Consider the following 16,342-nt stretch of genomic DNA (forward strand, 5'->3'; position numbering starts at 1 on the left):
GATTGTGCCAGCGCCAGACACGAGACGGTGAACCGGCGCTCTGGACCAATTGGTGGCCCGATTGCACGAACCGCCGTTCGCGGCTACGCCTTGCCGCGGCAGCAGGGAGTCCACCATGGAAGATCGCATTCGCATCCGCTCTGAGGAAGTCCTTTCCGACGAGTGGGCGGTTTTGAAAAAGACCGTCTTCGACTATCGCCGGCGCGACGGCAAATGGGAAACGCACACCCGCCAGACCTACGATCGCGGTGACGGCGCGGTGATCCTGCCTTTCGATCCGGAGCGTTCGACGGTGCTTCTGGTGCGGCAGTTCCGCTACCCCGCCTACGTCACCGGCCACAAGGAGCCGCTGATCGAGGCCTGCGCCGGCCTGCTAGACCAAGACGATCCCGAAACCTGCATCCGCAAGGAGGCCGAGGAGGAACTCGGCTATCGGCTGAAGGACGTGCAGCGGCTGTTTTCGCCCTATATGAGCCCCGGCAGCGTCACTGAGCGGCTCTGGTTTTTCGTCGCCCGCTACTCGCCCGCCGACCGCATTTCCGACGGCGGCGGCGCCCACGACGAAGGCGAGGACATCGAAGTTTTGGAGATGCCGCTCGACGAGGCACTGGCCGGCATCCACGACGGTCGGATCATCGACGCCAAGACCATCATCCTCATCCAGCACCTGAAGCTGAACCCGATCGGGAGGTGAGCCATGCCGGAAGCTGGACCCTGCGAGGAAGCGCCCGGCCGGAACCCCTTCCACCAGGCCGCCTTGCGGGGCTGGGACAAGGCGACGCTGGTTGCGGCTGGAGGCCTGGGGCTGAACAGACTTCTTTCGCCGGCGCGATCGGCGAGGCTCCACTGGGGCAGAGGTCTTATCGCCCGATCGTTACGCCCGTTAGCCTTTGTCCTTGAGGTCCGCTTCATAGTCCTGCCCGCCGTAATAGACGCCGAGGACGGCGATGGTGTCGGCTTCGGCCGTGAAGGCAATGCTGACGCGGCGGCGGTAGCCTAGAACGCGGAGGCCGGGACGAATATCGTCGCGGCGCGTTCCGCGCTCGGGAAACGGCTCGAACGCGTGGCAATAGGCCACGATGCCGCCAACGAACGATTCCGCACGGGCTGTGGAGGAATATTCCTCTATGTAGCGATACAGCGCATCCAACTGGTGCTCCGCTTGCGCGGAAAATACAACCCTGCGCGTCATTCCTTAGTGGCATCGTCGCGCCGCGCGGCGGCGCGGTCGCGGATACGCAGCATGACCTGCTCGGCAGGGATGGCGCTGGACGGATTCGCCTTGTACTCGTCGTAGCTCTGGGCGACTTCCTCGCGCAGCCAGCGTTCAACGGCGGCGTCGCGGTCGAGCAGCGCGCGCACGCCCTCGCGCAGCACTTCGCTGACGGAGGCGTACGCGCCGGATTCGACCTTGCGCGCGACGGCCTCGGCCATGTCGCGCGGGAGGGTGATACTTATCGGCTGGGTGGTCCGCATGGGCGGGCTCCTTTTCCACCATATAGCAGCCGATGTGACAAAATCATATCGAAATTGCTGGCGATGATGCGTGTGACCGATACCGCCACCCTTGCCTGAGTGCGCTTTGGAAGCTGGCAAACGAACATGCGGACACCGGATACGCATATCGCAGATCCCGCATCGGCTCGCCGGCTCCTGGTCGAGAAATGGCATGTGGCAGCCTGTATTCGGCGAGTTCATGCTCTTGCTTAGGCCGCAATGGCGGCGCCGATGTTGCTGGTGCGGACGACGGGAATCGAACCCGTACGATCAGAGATCGAGGGATTTTAAGTCCCTTGCGTCTACCAATTCCGCCACGTCCGCAGGCCAGCCCTTTTCAGCCGCCAGCCAAAGGCCGTCAAGCCGTCTTCTGCCGTCGACAAATCTGGCACTGGAAGCTAGCGAGGCCGATCACCTACAGTGATACAAACAAAATCGTTTCACCTGGAAATGTTTTTAGCGGCAGCTTCCGCGGCTACCGCGAATGCGCGTCCCCCGTTCGCAGGATGCGTTCGGGCGCTCTGCCCTGATAGACTCCAATTGGCAAGTGGATCGGCGCGCCGATACTCGACGCCGTCCTCTACAGACACTGGGAGATTGTCATGCTCAAGCTTGCCTCTGCCCTGGCACTGCTGCTTGTTGGGACGGCGCCTCTGTTTGCCGATGAGATGCCGATGAACGCCAAAGACATCAAATGGGGTCCTGCTCCTGCTGTCATTCCCGCTGGCGCGGAAATGGCTGTTGTCGCTGGAGATCCCTCAAAGGACGGCGCCTATGTGCTGCGGTTGAAGACACCCGCCGGCTACAAAATTGCCGCACATAATCATCCCACCACGGAATACGTAACGGTGCTTTCCGGCAACTTCCATATTGGAATGGGCGATAAGCTCGACGAGGCGAAAGGTGTCGAACTGACTGCTGGCGGCTTCGGCGTCGCGCCGGCCGGAATGAATCACTTCGCCTGGACGACAAGCGATACGATTATCCAGGTTCATGGCGAGGGGCCATTCAAGATCACCTACGTCAACCCGGCGGACGATCCAAGCAAAAAGTGACAGTTCGGGATCGAATTGAGTGAACCGGCCGAAGGCTCGAACGATGGAGTGCGTCAAACTCCGCGACCGTCGATTCAGGAGGATCCTCTAACGAGACGAAAGCTGATTGGCCGCAACGGAATCGTATTCCGCCTGGGCCATTTGCCATGAATGGCGCAATAACAAAAAACCCGCCTCGGGAGGACGGGTCGTTGGAGCCAATTGGCACCATACCCAAATTAGTAGCATAGCTGCCGGCACAAAGCAAGAACAAAGTTGCTGCGGCCGGCACAAAATGCCCTTAGCGATTGGCGAAGGCCATGGCGCATCGATCTCCCTCCTTGAGGGGGAGATGGCCGGCAGGCCAGAGGGGGTCGTCGCGCGTCGAGCGCCAGCCTGTTTTGTTCGCGGTAAAGGTTCGCGTCAGGACGTCCCGACCCCCTCTGTCGCCTTCGGCGACATCTCCCCCTCAAGGGGGGAGATCTGCAACTTCGCCGTCCGCGTTTTACTTCCTCGCTGGTCAAAATCCTCGCGGCTTGGCACAGTCGGGCAAAGAGGAGCCTGTTGATGCCGAAGACCGCCAATGCGACGAAACCAAAACCCTGGGCCGAGATGGCGACGCATCTGGTCGATGTCGCCATGGGCCGCAAACCCGCCGATCTCGTCATCCGCAACGGGCGCTGGGTCAACGTCCATTCGGGTGAGATCATCGCCGGCACCGACATCGCCATTGCCGGCGGCCGCTTTGCCTATTGCGGGCCGAACGCCGGCCATGCCATCGGCCAGGGCACCAAGGTGGTCGATGCCGGCGGCCGCTATCTGGTGCCGGGGCTTTGCGACGCGCATATGCATGTCGAGAGCGGCATGGTGACGGTGACGGAATTCTGCCGCGCGGTGATCCCGCATGGCACAACTTCGATGTTCATCGATCCGCATGAGATCGCCAACGTGCTCGGCCTGCCGGGCGTGCGGCTGCTGCATGACGAGGCCGTCGCCATGCCGGTCAACGTGCTTGTGCAGATGCCGTCCTGCGTGCCCTCCGCACCGGGGCTGGAGCATGCCGGCGCCGAGCTGACCGTCGCCGACGTTGCCGAAGCGATGACCTGGGAAAACATCATCGGGCTCGGCGAGGTGATGAATTTTCCGGGCGTCGCCGCCAACGATCCGGTGATGTCGGGCGAGATCGCGGCGACGGTGAGGGCCGGCAAGACCGTCGGCGGGCATTATGCCTCGCGCGATCTCGGCCTGCCGTTTCACGGCTACGTTGCCGGCGGCCCGGAGGATGACCACGAAGGCACGCGCGCCGAGGACGCCATCGCCCGCGTCCGCCAGGGCATGAAGGCGATGCTGCGGCTGGGCTCGGCCTGGTATGACGTCGCCTCGCAGATCAAGGCGGTGACGGAGAGCGGGCTCGACCCGCGCAACTTCATCCTGTGCACCGACGACAGCCATTCCGGTACGCTGGTGCACGAAGGCCATATGGACCGGGTCGTCCGCCACGCCGTCAGCCAGGGCTTGAAGCCGGTGACGGCGATCCAGATGGCGACGCTCAACACCGCCCAGCATTTCCGGCTGGAGCGCGAGATCGGCTCGATCGCGCCGGGTCGGCTCGCCGACCTGCTGATCATCTCCGACCTGGCCGAAATGACCATCGACGAGGTCTATGGCCGCGGCGTCAGGCTGGCCAAGGGCGGCAAGCTCGAAATTGACATTCCGGCCTACAATTATCCGCGGACGGCGAAGAACACCGTCAAGCTCGGCAGGAAGCTCAAGGCAGGCGATTTCGACATCGCGGCACCCATGGGCGCCAACGAGGTGCGGGTGCGGGTCATCGGCGTCATCGAGAACCAGGCGCCGACGCGGGCGCTGGAGGCCGATCTTGCCGTCGAGGACGGGCTGGTCGCCATGGACCGTCGCAACGATGTCTGCCAGATCGCGCTGGTCGAGCGCCATAAGGGCACCGGCGGCGTCACCAACGCCTTCGTCTCCGGCTTCGGCTACATCGGCGACTGCGCCATGGCCTCCAGCGTGGCGCATGATGCCCACCACATCATCGTCGTCGGCACCAACAAGCAGGATATGGCTCTGGCCGTGAACCGGCTGGGCGAGGTCGGCGGCGGCGTCGTGCTGTTCTCCAAGGGCAAGGAGCTGGCGCTGGTCGAAATGCCGATCGCCGGGCTGATGTCGGACGAGCGGGCGGAAATCGTCGCCGCCAAGGCGGACAAACTCAGCGACGCCATGCGCCAGATGGGCTGCTCGCTGAACAACGCCTACATGCAGCACTCGCTGCTGGCGCTGGTCGTCATCCCCGAGCTCAGGATTTCCGACGTCGGCCTGATCGACGTGACGACTTTCCAGAAAGTTGATTTGTTCGTTTGAAGAATCACTGAACCCTGGAGGGACAGCGCCCCCCTCTGTCCTGCCGGACATCTCCCCCTCAAGGGGGGAGATTGGCAGTTTCGTCGACAGCGCGTTGTTCGTCAGAGTTGGAGATTGGCGAAAGCCGAAAGTGGCGGCCAATCTCCCCACTAGAGGGGGAGATGTCCGGCAGGACAGAGGGGGGCGCGAAGGATCGCTACAGAGCGTTTTTGTTGACAGCTGCCAATCACCGGCGCGTTTGGCAGTAGAGGTCGGCTCACCCGCCCGTGGCGATGGTCAGCACTTTGAACGGCGTGGTGATGACGATTTCGGCGACCGAACCGACGGCCTTGCCGAGGCCCTGGCCGAGATTGTCGAGCTGGGCCGGCGCGGTCTCTTCGGAGGCGAGGCCGGCCGGGGCGCGCAAGCGGTCGCCGAGCAGCTGCACCAGGAACGGGTTGTCGGCGAATTTGGCGTGGTTCAGCCGGTCGCCGCCCTTGGTTTTGGTCAGGTCGATCACCGAGACGCCATAGCTGGCGAGGTCGGCCGCGTCGCCATAGTCGCCGACGCGTGGCTTGTCGCCGGAGATCAGGGTCGACAGTCTGAGCGCCCGGTCGTCGCCCGAAAGCAGCACGGCGAACGGCTTGTCGGGCTTGCCGTAGCGGATCATCTGCTTTTTGAACACGTCGACGTCGATATCGGGCGAAGCCAGGATAACATAGCCGAGCTTGCCGCCGAGGTCGCGGTCGCCGGTGATGGCAAGCTGGCGCAACGCTTCCATCGTCACCCAGGTCCCCATCGAATGGGCAATGATGTCGATGCTCTTGGCGCGGCTCTTGGCGAGCATGCGCAGCGTCGCTTCGAGATCGTCGCGCGCCGCATTGGCGCTTTCCTTGTCGTAGATGTAGCCGGTCGTCTTGCCGCTCGACGCCCACGAAAACAGCACCGGCGTGCCCGGGTATTTCGTGTCGTGCGCGATCTGCGTCAGGCGGTAGATACCGTCGTCGAAGCCGTTGTTGAAGCCGTGCACGAAAACCAGCGCGCGGTCGCCGCGCATCGCGATATCGGCGCCGACCGCCTTGGCGAATTGCGGCGCGCCTTCGTAGAAGGTGACGCCGGTCGCCGTGAAATCCTTCGCCGGATTGCTGTTGGCCGATCCCTTGACCCGCTCGATGGCGCCGAGCTGGTGAATTTTGGGCACCGTCACCTCGACGCTGGCAAAGCTGGTGGTCGGCGAACGGTCGCCATCGAACACCTGCCGGGGCGCTTTCATTGCCTTTTGCCGGGTCGTTGCGACGAAGATCTTGTGCGTCGCCGCAATGTCCGAAGCAGGCACGATGATCGTCGTCTTGTTGAGCAGATCGTGCGTGTTCTGGCCGGCGCAGCCGGTAACCGCGAGCGCGAACGCAACGACGAGAAAGATCTTCGAAGGCACGATCACGCGGGCTCCCGCAAAGGCGACGTCGAGCCGGAGACGTCTTGGCCTATTCGATAGAGGCAGAGGCCGGCACGGTCCAGTTCAAACTGTTCCGATGGTGCGGCAATGGTCAACAGTCACTGCCGCGCAATGCAGCTATTGTCCGACCGAGGCGATGCGGTCTGTCACTTCGCGGTCGCTGGCAAACCCGTCATCCTCGCGCAGCTTCTGGCCGATCAACTGCACCAATTCCGGATTGTCGGCGAATTTGGTGTGGTTGAAGCGGTCGGTTCCCTTGACGCTGGAGAGATCGACGACCGACACGCCATAGCTGGCGAGGTCGGCGGCGTTTTTGTAGTCGCCGACGCGCGGCCGCGCGCCGGCGATCAGGCCGGAGAGCCGCAGCGCCCGGTCGTCGTCGGAGAGCAGCAGGATGAACGGCTTGTCCGGCTTGCCGTAGCGGCGCATCTGGCTCTTGAACACGTCGACGTCGATGTCGGGCGAGGCCAGCACGACGTCGCCGAGCTTGCCGCCCAGATCGCGGTCGCCGGTGATGGCGAGCTGGCGCAACGCCTCCATGGTAACCCAGGTCCCCAGCGAATGGGCGACGATGTCGATGCGCCGCGCGCCGGTCTGCGCCAGCATTCTCAGCGTCACTTCCAGCTGGTCGCGGGCAACGCTGGCGCTTTCCTTGTCGTAGACGTAGTCGGTGGTCTTGGCGCCCGACGCCCAGGAAAACAGCACCGGCGTGCCTGGATAGCCGGAATCATGGGTGATCTGGGTGACGCGGTAGACGGCGTCGTCGAAGCCGGTGTTGTAGCCGTGGACGAAGACCATGACACGGCCGCCGCGCGCCGCGATGTCGGCGCTGAGCGCGCTGGAGAATTTCGGCTGGGTGTCGTAGCCGACGACCTCGGAAGCCATGAAGTATTTGGCCGGATCGTCCGACTTGCCGCGCGAGCGCCGCTCGATCTGGCCTGTCTTGTGGATACCGGGGACGGTGACGTTGACGCGGGCATAGTTCAGCGTCGCCGAGCGCTCGCCGTCGAAGACCTTGTCGGGATCGTCGGAGCGCTTGCGCGTGGTTGCGATGAAGATCGAGTGGTTGCCGGCGATTTCCGTCACCGGCACCGCCATCATGGCGCTGCCGAGCAGTTCCTCGGTTTGGCGCCCGCCGCAGCCGGCGAGCAGCGCGGCAATGAGAATGATGCAAATCGTCTTCAAGGGCACTTAAGCAATTCCACTCCGGCCTGACCAAAGGCCCATCCACCTCCGCCGCACCTCCCGGACAGGCCAAGTGCGGCGGAAGTAAGTCGCAGGCGCCGAAATGCGCTCAGCGCCTCGCGACTGCCATCGCACTGTTGCGCGAAAGCCAGAACGGCGGCAGGAACGCCGGAATGTTGGAAAACGGCAGCACTTCCGGCTTCAGCCTTATGCCGAGCACGTCGGTCATGAAGGCGCGGCGCGCCTCGATGCGGCGCCAGGCTTCGGGATAGCGCGCGGCGATCTCTTCGCGCAGCGCCTCGTCGGCCAGCGCGATGCCGTCCTCGATGTTGGTAGTGAAATAGTCGGTGCCGGTCGCCGGGATGATGTCGACCTGCAAGGCCATGCCCGACTTCAATCTGATGTCGGAGCCGGAAAATACCGGCGAATGCATCCATTCGTCGATATGGATGAGGTGGCCGGGGTTGAGCGCTACGCCGAAGAACCGATCGCCGATGCGGTCGTGCACCGCTTGCCACAACGCGCCGGCGGGAACGCCGATGCCGACCGTCTCGTACCAGTCGACGACGGCGCAGAAATAGGGCGCGACCAGCTTCTCGACATAGTCCTGGATGCCCCTCGGAAGCTCGGCCGCGTCCTCGACCAGAAAACCGGCGCGGGCATTGAGCGAGCCCTGGATGCCATAGGCCATGGTGATCGGGTCGCCGCGCTTGATGATGTCGAGGCGCGGGCTCGGCAGGCCATAGGCCGCACGCTTGCCGGCCGACAGCATCGGGTGACAGCATTGCGGCAGGCCGTTGATGCCCATCAGCCGCGCCGCCTGCAATTCGGTCATGCCGGGTTCGATGCCTTGCAGGACGTTGCGCAGGCCTTGCGAGGAATAGGTCGCGGCGAATTCGAACGCCGCCAGTTGGTCGGCCTCATTGATGGCGCGCAGGCCGTCGGCGGGGTTCATCAAAGGGTTCGCCGCATTGATGATCACGCCCCTATCGCCGACAAGGCTGCGCAACGTGTCGGCGATGAAGGACGGCAGGTCGAGCGTCGTTTCGCCAAAACCGGCATCGCCGGGGCCGAACGGCTTCCAGCCGATGGCGCCGATGCGCTGGCCGGCATTCAGGCCGCAATCGGCAAGGATGTCGGAAAGCCCCTGCGAGCGGTCGCGCGGCTGCGCCGGCAGCGAAAACGTCTGGTAGAGCACGCGCTCGTACGGCCCGTCGCAGATCTCGGCATAGCCCCAGCCCTCATTGCCGACCAGCAGTTTCGGCGGCTTGCCGGGAACGATGATGAGCAGCGTCTCCTCGAAGCGCGGATCGTAGCCGCAGAGGTAGGCGACATTGGCCGCATGTTCGCGGTCGCCATAGACGACGAAGGCATCGAACCCGCCAAGTGCGACCAGCGCCGCGATACGGGCCTCATAGGTGGCGCGGGGCACCAGCGGCATCACCGTCGGCTCGCCGAACTCCGGCAGCGACACGGTTTTCCGGGCCACCGATGCGACAGGCATGAGCAAACGCCCCCAAATGCTTACGTTGATTCCGGAAATGCCCCTTCGGGGCGGCCGGACAATGGCTTCACGAGGCCAGATATGCAATAGCGGGACCGAACTCGCCTAGCCTGTGGGGTGCTCCAGCCATGACCAGTTTCTCCTCTCGCGTCGCCGCTGCCGCTGCGGCGATCCGCGAGATTTTTCCGGAGACGCCGCTGCAGGAAAACGACTATCTGTCGAAGAAGACCGGCGCGCGGGTGCTGCTGAAGCGCGAGGACCTGACGCCGGTGCGCTCCTACAAGATCCGCGGCGCCTTCAACTTCTTCCGCAAGACGCTCGCCGCCGGCAACGCTGCCGAGCTGTTCGTCTGCGCTTCGGCCGGCAATCATGCGCAGGGCTTTGCCTTCGTCTGCCGCCATTTCGGCAAGAAGGGCGTCGTCTTCATGCCGGTGACGACGCCGCAGCAGAAGATCGACAAGACGCGGCTGTTCGGCGGCGAATTCGTCGAGATCAGGCTGGTCGGCGATTTCTTCGACGACTGCTATCGCGCGGCACTTGAATTCACCGAAACTGCCGGCGCCCACATGGTGCCGCCTTTCGACCACAAGGACATTATCGAAGGGCAGGCGACCGTCGCCTACGAGATATCAGGCCAGATGCCCGGCGCGCGCATGCCCGACATTGTCATGCTGCCGGTCGGCGGCGGCGGCCTGGCCGCCGGTGTCACCCATTATTTCGCTGACCAGCACCGCGAAACGCGCTTCGTCTTTTGCGAGCCGGCCGGCGCCCCGAGTTTGAGCGATAGCCTTGCCGCCGGAAAGCGGATCAAGCTCGCCAAGGTCGACAATTTCGTCGACGGCGCAGCGGTGGCCGAGATCGGCCGCGAGCCGCTGCGCCACCTAAGGGAGTTTGCCGCCGACACCGTGCGGCTGATCCCGGAAAACCGGCTCTGCGCGACCATGATCGAAATGCTCAATGTCGAAGGCGTCGTGCTGGAGCCGGCCGGCGCGCTGGCGATCGATGCGCTCAAGGATTTTTCCAGGAAGGAAATCAGGGGCAAGACCATCGTTGCCGTGGTGTCGGGCGGCAATTTCGATTTCGAGCGGCTGCCGGATGTGAAGGAACGGGCGCTGCGCTTCGAGGGCTTGAAGAAATACTTCATCATCCGCTTTCCGCAACGGCCCGGCGCGCTGCGCGATTTCCTCGAATTGCTGGGTCCCGACGACGACATCGCCCGCTTCGAATATCTGAAGAAATCAGCGCGCAATTTCGGTTCGGTGCTGATCGGCATCGAAACCAAGGACCGCCGCAATTTCGACCTGCTCAAGGCGAATTTCGACGCCGAGAGCGTCCATTACCAGGACATCACCGACAACGAGACGCTCGCCGGGTTCATCATATGAGCAGCAACGATCTTCCGAACGCTCCGGCGAACGTTTTTATCGCGCTGTTTTCCGGCATCAATGTCGGCGGCAACCGCATCGTCAAGATGGCGGAACTCAGGTCATTTTTTGAGCAGCTCGGCTTCTCCGATGTCGCCACCTATGTGCAGAGCGGCAACGCCGTGTTCCGGTCGCCAGATGGCGATGCGGCGACGCTGACCAAGCGGTTGGAAGCGGAATTCGAGAAGAAATGGGGGTTCCATTCACGCATCATGGTGCGCGATCTCGGCTGGCTCGAGCGGCTGGCGGCGGACAATCCCTATCCGGAAGTGGCCGGCGAGCCGACGAAGCTGCATGCCTATGCGCTGGAGCGCCGGCCGACCGCCGAGGAGGTCGCCCGGCTGGCGGAAAAATGCACCGGGCCAGAACGCTTCGAGATCAAGGGCGACGTGCTCTACCTGCATGCGCCTGACGGGCTCGGCAAATCGGTGTTTGCCAATCTCATTCCGCGCGTTCTGAAGGTGCCGGGCACGGCGCGTAATTGGCGCACCGTGCTGATGCTGCTGGACATGGCCAAGGCCGGCGGTTGACAGGTCGTCTACGCGGCCGGAGCGCGTTTCCAGTCGAATGCCAGCGCTTCACGGAAGGCGAAGCGCTTGATGTGCTCGGCGACGACCGTTTCCAGGCGCTCGAGCGAGCCGGCTTCATCGGTCGTCACCGCAATGTGCAGCGCAGCCGGGTCGGCATCGAGAACCGTGCGGCCGAGCGTCAGATCGATGGTGCCGTGGTTCGGGTCGAATTCGACGGGAAACTTGTGCGCCCAATGTTTGCACAGCTGCTGCAGATAGCGGCTGGCATGTTCGGTGGCGACGTCGACATGGCTGGCCGGCATGAATGAATTCTCCTTGGGAATGCGGACGCGAAAACCGAACCAGGGCCCGCCTGCGTCCGTTCAAGATGGCGTGATCGGTTACCAGCTGCCGGTGTTCGGCATCGACGCCCACGGCTCGGCCTTCGGCTTGGCCGGACCTTTCTGCAACAGCTCGATCGAGATGCCGTCCGGCGATTTGACGAACGCCATGTTGCCGTCGCGCGGCGGCCGGTTGATGGTAACGCCATTGTCCATCAGCCGCTGACAGGTGGCGTAGATGTCGTCGACCTCATAGGCGAGATGGCCGAAATTGCGGCCGCCCTTGTAGTCTTCCGGATCCCAATTGTAGGTCAGCTCGACCAGCGGCGCCTTTTCGGAGATGCCGCTTTGCTCGTCTTCGGGGGCGGCGAGGAAGATCAGCGTGTAGCGGCCCTGCTCGTTTTCATGGCGGCGCACTTCCTTGAGGCCAAGCTTGTTGCAGTAGAAATCGAGCGAAGCATCGATGTCGGCGACGCGGACCATGGTGTGCAGATAGCGCATGATTTCCTCCTTATGTTGCGTTGCGGCGCAACATAGGGGCGGCCCGGCCAAAGGGCAATTGGCCACGTTTGCCGGCGCCGGCAAACGGCAAATCCGCTATTCCTGTATGGAACCGTGAAAAAAGGCACGTCAGGTCTTGCACACACCGGAAGCCGCGGTGTTAATCTGATACCAAGAATCAGTTGCAGTGTTTCTTGAAAAAAGGGGGCGTTCTTATGGGGGAAAAGGCCTCTTTCATGGGGCGGGACGGGGCCGGTAACGATACGTTGAAGCGGGATGAGAGCGCCGATACGGCCGATCTCGTCGAAATCGCCGGCGCCATCAAATGGTTCGACGTGGCCAAGGGCTACGGTTTCATCCTTCCCGATGATGGTACTTCGGGCGACATCCTCCTCCATGTGACATGCCTTCGAAAGGATGGTTTTCAGACCGCCCTGGAAGGCGCCCGTGTCGTCTGCCTGGTCAAGCAGGGCGAGCGCGGGCTGCAGGCCTTCCGCGTGCTCTCGATGGATGTCACCACGGCGGTGCATCCGGCGGAGCTACAGGAGCAGCGCACCCATGTCGCGGTGACGCCGGAAAGCGGCCTCGAACGGGCGCTGGTCAAATGGTTCAACCGTACCAAGGGGTTCGGCTTTCTGACCCGGGGCGAGGGCACCGAGGACATTTTCGTCCACATGGAGACGCTGCGCCGCTACGGCATCACCGAACTCCGGCCGGGCCAGGTGGTGCTGGTCCGCTTCGGACGCGGCGACAAAGGCCTTATGGCTGCCGAAATTCACCCCGATATGGGTACCTTGCCGGTCTCGCATTAGTTCCGGCCGAGGATTTCATATGGCTCACAGGAACCGGGTGACGGCGGGCGCGCTCTGCGCCGGGATTTTCCTCATCGTCGCCACAAGTGCGTTCTTCTATTTTCAACAACCGAGTTCCGCCGACGGCAAGGCGATGATCCTTCCCGTCGACCCGGCGCCGCTGGTCGCGGTGACGAAGGCCGGCGAGCGTTCTTTTTCCGTGGAAATCGCCGACACGCCCGCCGAGCGCGAAGCCGGGCTGATGTTCCGCCGGCACATGGCCGACAATCACGGCATGCTGTTCGTGTTCGGCGCGCCGCAGGATGTGAGTTTCTGGATGAAGAACACGCCGATGCCGCTCGACCTGATCTTCGTCGGCCAGGACGGCCGGATCCGGGCGATCGAGCAAGGCGAGCCGCAGTCGGAGGCGATCATCTCGCCGGACGAACCGGTGCGCTTCGTGCTCGAGCTCAAGGCGGGCACGGCTGCCAAAAAGGGCATTGAGGACGGCGACCTGCTGCGCCATCCGGCCATCGGCACGGCGGCGGGGCCGGCCATGCCGCCGCCCGACAAGGGCGATGCGCCGAGTGTCGATTCCGACTGAGCGGGCAGGATCTTCGGCCGATGCAGTTCTTCTCCCATGACGGTTTCGACCTTGCTTTCCTTGACCGCCAGCCGGCATCGGGGCAGGGCGATCCGGTGCTGATGATCCACGGCTTTGCCTCGAGCCATTACGTCAACTGGGTGTCGCCCGGCTGGTTCAAGACGCTGAACGACGCCGGCTACCGTGCGATCGCCTTCGACAATCGCGGCCATGGCTCGTCGTCGAAGAGCTATGACGAAGCCGACTACACGCCGGCAAAAATGGCGTCGGACGCGGCAGCGCTTTTGAACCATCTCGGCATCGAACGCGCTCATGTCATGGGTTACTCGATGGGCGCGCGCATATCGGCCTTCCTGGCGCTCTCCGACCCGGAGAAGGTGGCGACGCTGGTCTTCGGCGGTCTCGGCATCGGCATGGTCGACGGCGTCGGCGACTGGGATCCGATAGCCGACGCCCTTCTGGCCGACGATCCGGCAGGCACCAGCGATCCGCGCGGCCGCTCGTTCCGCGCCTTCGCCGATCAGACCCGCAGCGATCGCCGCGCGCTCGCCGCCTGCATCGCCACCTCCCGCGAATTGCTGAGCGAGGCCGACCTTGCCCGCATTGCCCAGCCGACGCTGATCGCCGTCGGCAGCAAGGACGACATCGGCGGCTCGCCGGATGAGCTCGCCGCCCTGATGCCCAACGCCAGGGCGTTTCACATCGAAGGCCGCGACCACATGCTGGCGGTCGGCGACAAGACCTTCAAGCAGCGTGTGCTGGAGTTTTATGCCGAGCATCCGCTCTGATGGATGGCTCCCCAAAAAGCGGCCATCCGGCCTGAACGGGTCCTTAGCGGTTTTGCAACGATACAGGAATAAATGAGAGCGACGTGTGGATCGGTTCAAACCCGCCACGCTGAACGAAGGGCAGGGGGTACGATGGCACAATGGGGAAGAAGCGACGCCGCTTTGCTGGGCGTCGTTGCGAAAAGCAGGTTCGGCGAATGGTCCGTTGTTCTAGCGCTGGCTGCATTGGTGGCAGGCGCGATGGCGATCACCGCGTTGATGGCAATGCCGAGCGACGCGTCCCCACTGCTCCAGAACAGTGCGACAGGCTTCTTCGCCGCCGTATTTTTTCTGGCCGGGCCATTGGCACATCTTACCGGCGTGGTTTTCGGGTTGATGGCGCTCGGTCGTTCGAACGACAGTCGTGTGCTCGGTCTGGCTGGCATCGTAGTCAACGGCGCGTCGCTTGCGGCCGGGGTGTTCATGCTGTGGGGAATGGCATCGACCATCGGCGCGTTTACCTGATTTCGGGCAACTCTCCGGCAGGCAAGCGAGCGACGCGTCGGGCTACGATCGGCGCGGGCTGTGCCCCAGCGCCCTGAGCGAGCGCGTCATGTTATGCCGGGCCTGGGTTTCGAAGCGCCGGCGGAATTCCTCGCTGTGGAAGATATGCGGCCGCGCGAGGAAGCCCTCTAGCACTGCGGCACGGCCGGCCCGCCACATCGGCTCATCGACCCACTTATATTCGCGGCGAACCGCCTGCTCGTAGGCGTCGAACACGTCGGGCGCAGCACCCAGGATCGCCAGGTCCATGTCGAGGAACAGCGCCGCGTCACGAACCGAATGCTGGTCGCCAAGGGGCGGCAATTCGTGGCCGGCAGTGGCAGTGATCATCGCCGCGATGCGACCGATGCGTTGTGCATCGGCGCGGCCGGCGAGCTTTTCCTCGGCAAGTGCGGCACTCCTCGCCTCATTGTCCTTGGCGCGGCTGTCGTAGATCGCGTCGTGGAACCAGATCGCTGCCTCGACTGCTTCAGGATCATGCAACAACGCCTTGTAATCATTGGCCAGCGCCAGCGTCGCCTCGATGTGGCCAAGGTCGTGGTAGTGGCGATCTTCGGCCTCATAGAGCGCGGAAAGCTCGCGCTTCAGGGTCTCGTCCATCAAGGTTGCGTTTTCCATGGCTGCTTGAAATTCCGCCAACCAAATCCATTTCACGAAGCACTAAGGAAAATTGAGTTCACCCGTGCTATGATCTGGCTTATAGGTGCGGCCGGAGAATAGGCAAGCCGCCAACCGAGACATTGGATGGCCGAGACATTGGATGGCCGGAGACATCAGATGAACAGCGTTACGATTTCCCGTCCCACCAGGGTGCAGCCGGTAGATCCGATCTGGCGTTCGATCCGCGACGAAGCGATGGAAGCGGTCAACCGCGATCCGCTGCTGGCGGCGTTCCTCTATTCGACCATCCTCAATCAGGAAAACCTGGAAGAAGCGGTCATTCACCGGCTGGCCGAGCGCCTCGCCCATCAGGACATCGGCTCCGACCTCATCCGCCAGACGTTCAAGGCGATGGCGGCCGACGACAAGGACTGGTCGACGACGGTGCGCGTCGATATCCAGGCCTATTACGACCGTGATCCGGCATGCGACCGCTTCATCATGCCGGTGCTCTACTTCAAGGGTTTTCACGCCATCCAGACGCACCGGCTGGCGCATTGGCTGTGGAACCAGGGCCGCCAGGACTTCGCGCTGTATCTGCAGAGCCGGTCGTCCTCGGTGTTCCAGACCGACATCAATCCGGCTGCCCGCATCGGCAAGGGCATCTTCCTCGACCACGCCACCGGCCTCGTCGTCGGCCAGACGGCGGTGATCGAGGACGACGTGTCGATCCTGCACGGCGTGACGCTGGGCGGCACCGGCAAGGCCGGCGGCGACCGCCATCCCAAGATCCGCTACGGCGTGCTGATCGGCGCCGGCGCCAAGATCCTCGGCAACATCGAGATCGGCCATTGCTCGAAGATCGCGGCCGGCTCGGTGGTGCTGTCGCCGGTACCGCACAACAAGACGGTTGCCGGCGTGCCGGCCCGCGTCGTCGGCGAGACCGGCTGCGACCAGCCTTCGCGGCAGATGGACCAGCTGTTGCCATCGCAGACGATGGACCACGTCGTCAGCTTCGACATCTGAGTGCTCGGGCAGGGGCTTGTCGCGTCGGACCAACTATCAATGTCGGCGCTGCCCCTCATCTGCCTGCCGGCATCTTCTCCCCGTATAGTGACGGGGAGAAGGGGCTGACTGCGGCCTCGGCACTGTTTCTGTAACGCTGGAGATTGGCGAAATTTTTTGCGAGGGCGGCCTTCTCCCCGTC

At 63.4% G+C, this 16,342-nt stretch carries 18 protein-coding genes and 1 tRNA gene; 10 read left to right on the forward strand and 9 right to left on the reverse strand.

The window, feature by feature from the left end:
- The first annotated feature begins 115 nt into the window (after positions 1-115).
- A complete protein-coding gene (locus NKI54_RS15250) occupies positions 116-694 on the forward strand; it encodes an NUDIX domain-containing protein (RefSeq protein WP_352646774.1) in 579 nt (192 codons plus the stop codon).
- A gap of 189 nt (positions 695-883) precedes the next feature.
- On the opposite strand, the gene NKI54_RS15255 is transcribed toward NKI54_RS15250, so the two are convergent.
- The 3 genes from NKI54_RS15255 to NKI54_RS15265 form a co-directional block, all read right to left on the reverse strand.
- Entirely contained in the window at positions 884-1,192 is a 309-nt protein-coding gene (locus NKI54_RS15255) for a type II toxin-antitoxin system RelE/ParE family toxin (protein WP_352458602.1), read from the reverse strand.
- A complete protein-coding gene (locus NKI54_RS15260; RefSeq protein ID WP_023674775.1) occupies positions 1,189-1,476 on the reverse strand; it encodes a ribbon-helix-helix domain-containing protein in 288 nt (95 codons plus the stop codon). Before NKI54_RS15260 ends, NKI54_RS15255 begins: the two co-directional genes overlap by 4 nt.
- A gap of 259 nt (positions 1,477-1,735) precedes the next feature.
- A tRNA-Leu gene (locus NKI54_RS15265) sits at positions 1,736-1,821 on the reverse strand.
- Between the two features lie 278 nt (positions 1,822-2,099).
- Here NKI54_RS15265 and NKI54_RS15270 point away from each other — a divergent pair.
- A complete protein-coding gene (locus NKI54_RS15270) occupies positions 2,100-2,552 on the forward strand; it encodes a cupin domain-containing protein (RefSeq protein WP_352570883.1) in 453 nt (150 codons plus the stop codon).
- 546 nt (positions 2,553-3,098) lie between these two features.
- Positions 3,099-4,910 (forward strand): adenine deaminase, encoded by a 1,812-nt coding sequence (gene ade, locus NKI54_RS15275; protein WP_352691847.1) that lies wholly within the window; start codon positions 3,099-3,101, stop codon positions 4,908-4,910.
- Positions 4,911-5,166: 256 nt separating this feature from the next.
- On the opposite strand, the gene NKI54_RS15280 is transcribed toward ade, so the two are convergent.
- The 3 genes from NKI54_RS15280 to NKI54_RS15290 all read right to left on the reverse strand — a co-directional run bounded on the left by NKI54_RS15280 (position 5,167) and on the right by NKI54_RS15290 (position 9,034).
- A complete protein-coding gene (locus NKI54_RS15280; protein WP_352691849.1) occupies positions 5,167-6,330 on the reverse strand; it encodes an alpha/beta hydrolase in 1,164 nt (387 codons plus the stop codon).
- 132 nt (positions 6,331-6,462) lie between these two features.
- A complete protein-coding gene (locus NKI54_RS15285; protein ID WP_352637011.1) occupies positions 6,463-7,536 on the reverse strand; it encodes an alpha/beta hydrolase in 1,074 nt (357 codons plus the stop codon).
- A 103-nt stretch (positions 7,537-7,639) separates the two neighbouring features.
- Positions 7,640-9,034: a hypothetical protein gene (locus NKI54_RS15290; RefSeq protein ID WP_352637010.1), complete on the reverse strand. Its 1,395-nt coding sequence runs from the start codon at positions 9,032-9,034 to the stop codon at positions 7,640-7,642.
- Between the two features lie 128 nt (positions 9,035-9,162).
- Between NKI54_RS15290 and ilvA the strand changes: the two genes are divergently transcribed.
- Both ilvA and NKI54_RS15300 read left to right on the forward strand, forming a co-directional pair.
- Positions 9,163-10,419, forward strand: coding sequence for a threonine ammonia-lyase IlvA (gene ilvA / locus NKI54_RS15295; protein ID WP_352691852.1), 1,257 nt, complete (start codon positions 9,163-9,165; stop codon positions 10,417-10,419).
- Positions 10,416-10,988 carry a DUF1697 domain-containing protein gene (locus NKI54_RS15300; RefSeq protein WP_031211246.1) on the forward strand — a complete coding sequence of 191 codons (573 nt, stop codon included), beginning with the start codon at positions 10,416-10,418 and terminating at the stop codon, positions 10,986-10,988. Before ilvA ends, NKI54_RS15300 begins: the two co-directional genes overlap by 4 nt.
- An 8-nt stretch (positions 10,989-10,996) precedes the next feature.
- Here NKI54_RS15300 and NKI54_RS15305 read toward each other — a convergent pair whose 3' ends face one another.
- On the reverse strand, positions 10,997-11,290 hold the full coding sequence (locus tag NKI54_RS15305) for a DUF2218 domain-containing protein (protein WP_352691854.1): 294 nt from the start codon (positions 11,288-11,290) through the stop codon (positions 10,997-10,999).
- Positions 11,291-11,368: 78 nt separating this feature from the next.
- Entirely contained in the window at positions 11,369-11,809 is a 441-nt protein-coding gene (gene gloA / locus NKI54_RS15310) for a lactoylglutathione lyase (protein ID WP_023674793.1), read from the reverse strand.
- 215 nt (positions 11,810-12,024) lie between these two features.
- On the opposite strand from gloA, the gene NKI54_RS15315 reads away from it, so the two are divergent.
- The 4 genes from NKI54_RS15315 to NKI54_RS15330 all read left to right on the forward strand — a co-directional run bounded on the left by NKI54_RS15315 (position 12,025) and on the right by NKI54_RS15330 (position 14,496).
- Positions 12,025-12,621, forward strand: coding sequence for a cold-shock protein (locus tag NKI54_RS15315; protein ID WP_036238076.1), 597 nt, complete (start codon positions 12,025-12,027; stop codon positions 12,619-12,621).
- 19 nt (positions 12,622-12,640) lie between these two features.
- On the forward strand, positions 12,641-13,204 hold the full coding sequence (locus NKI54_RS15320; protein ID WP_023674794.1) for a DUF192 domain-containing protein: 564 nt from the start codon (positions 12,641-12,643) through the stop codon (positions 13,202-13,204).
- Between the two features lie 20 nt (positions 13,205-13,224).
- Complete coding sequence (locus NKI54_RS15325) at positions 13,225-13,992, forward strand: alpha/beta fold hydrolase (RefSeq protein ID WP_352637006.1); 768 nt, start codon at positions 13,225-13,227, stop codon at positions 13,990-13,992.
- A 132-nt stretch (positions 13,993-14,124) separates the two neighbouring features.
- Positions 14,125-14,496 carry a hypothetical protein gene (locus NKI54_RS15330; protein ID WP_352637005.1) on the forward strand — a complete coding sequence of 124 codons (372 nt, stop codon included), beginning with the start codon at positions 14,125-14,127 and terminating at the stop codon, positions 14,494-14,496.
- A 42-nt stretch (positions 14,497-14,538) separates the two neighbouring features.
- Here the strand turns inward: NKI54_RS15330 and NKI54_RS15335 are convergent, their stop codons facing one another.
- Positions 14,539-15,153 (reverse strand): HD domain-containing protein, encoded by a 615-nt coding sequence (locus tag NKI54_RS15335; protein ID WP_352637004.1) that lies wholly within the window; start codon positions 15,151-15,153, stop codon positions 14,539-14,541.
- A 159-nt stretch (positions 15,154-15,312) separates the two neighbouring features.
- On the opposite strand from NKI54_RS15335, the gene cysE reads away from it, so the two are divergent.
- Entirely contained in the window at positions 15,313-16,161 is an 849-nt protein-coding gene (gene cysE, locus NKI54_RS15340) for a serine O-acetyltransferase (protein WP_023717455.1), read from the forward strand.
- Positions 16,162-16,342 lie beyond the last annotated feature (181 nt).

Origin of the sequence: Mesorhizobium sp. M0663 (assembly GCF_040320585.1) — a bacterium.
In the GTDB taxonomy this organism is placed as follows: domain Bacteria; phylum Pseudomonadota; class Alphaproteobacteria; order Rhizobiales; family Rhizobiaceae; genus Mesorhizobium.

What these genes read in the sequence shown, in the direction of transcription:
- ilvA (WP_352691852.1), top strand. Translation starts at nt 9,163, where the DNA reads ATGACCAGTTTCTCCTCTCGCGTCGCCGCTGCCGCTGCGGCGATCCGC.
- NKI54_RS15290 (WP_352637010.1), bottom strand. Translation starts at nt 9,034, where the DNA reads ATGCCTGTCGCATCGGTGGCCCGGAAAACCGTGTCGCTGCCGGAGTTC.
- NKI54_RS15300 (WP_031211246.1), top strand. Translation starts at nt 10,416, where the DNA reads ATGAGCAGCAACGATCTTCCGAACGCTCCGGCGAACGTTTTTATCGCG.
- NKI54_RS15315 (WP_036238076.1), top strand. Translation starts at nt 12,025, where the DNA reads ATGGGGGAAAAGGCCTCTTTCATGGGGCGGGACGGGGCCGGTAACGAT.
- NKI54_RS15325 (WP_352637006.1), top strand. Translation starts at nt 13,225, where the DNA reads ATGCAGTTCTTCTCCCATGACGGTTTCGACCTTGCTTTCCTTGACCGC.
- NKI54_RS15305 (WP_352691854.1), bottom strand. Translation starts at nt 11,290, where the DNA reads ATGCCGGCCAGCCATGTCGACGTCGCCACCGAACATGCCAGCCGCTAT.
- cysE (WP_023717455.1), top strand. Translation starts at nt 15,313, where the DNA reads ATGAACAGCGTTACGATTTCCCGTCCCACCAGGGTGCAGCCGGTAGAT.
- NKI54_RS15260 (WP_023674775.1), bottom strand. Translation starts at nt 1,476, where the DNA reads ATGCGGACCACCCAGCCGATAAGTATCACCCTCCCGCGCGACATGGCC.
- NKI54_RS15330 (WP_352637005.1), top strand. Translation starts at nt 14,125, where the DNA reads ATGGCACAATGGGGAAGAAGCGACGCCGCTTTGCTGGGCGTCGTTGCG.
- NKI54_RS15255 (WP_352458602.1), bottom strand. Translation starts at nt 1,192, where the DNA reads ATGACGCGCAGGGTTGTATTTTCCGCGCAAGCGGAGCACCAGTTGGAT.
- ade (WP_352691847.1), top strand. Translation starts at nt 3,099, where the DNA reads ATGCCGAAGACCGCCAATGCGACGAAACCAAAACCCTGGGCCGAGATG.
- NKI54_RS15270 (WP_352570883.1), top strand. Translation starts at nt 2,100, where the DNA reads ATGCTCAAGCTTGCCTCTGCCCTGGCACTGCTGCTTGTTGGGACGGCG.
- NKI54_RS15250 (WP_352646774.1), top strand. Translation starts at nt 116, where the DNA reads ATGGAAGATCGCATTCGCATCCGCTCTGAGGAAGTCCTTTCCGACGAG.
- NKI54_RS15335 (WP_352637004.1), bottom strand. Translation starts at nt 15,153, where the DNA reads ATGGAAAACGCAACCTTGATGGACGAGACCCTGAAGCGCGAGCTTTCC.
- gloA (WP_023674793.1), bottom strand. Translation starts at nt 11,809, where the DNA reads ATGCGCTATCTGCACACCATGGTCCGCGTCGCCGACATCGATGCTTCG.
- NKI54_RS15320 (WP_023674794.1), top strand. Translation starts at nt 12,641, where the DNA reads ATGGCTCACAGGAACCGGGTGACGGCGGGCGCGCTCTGCGCCGGGATT.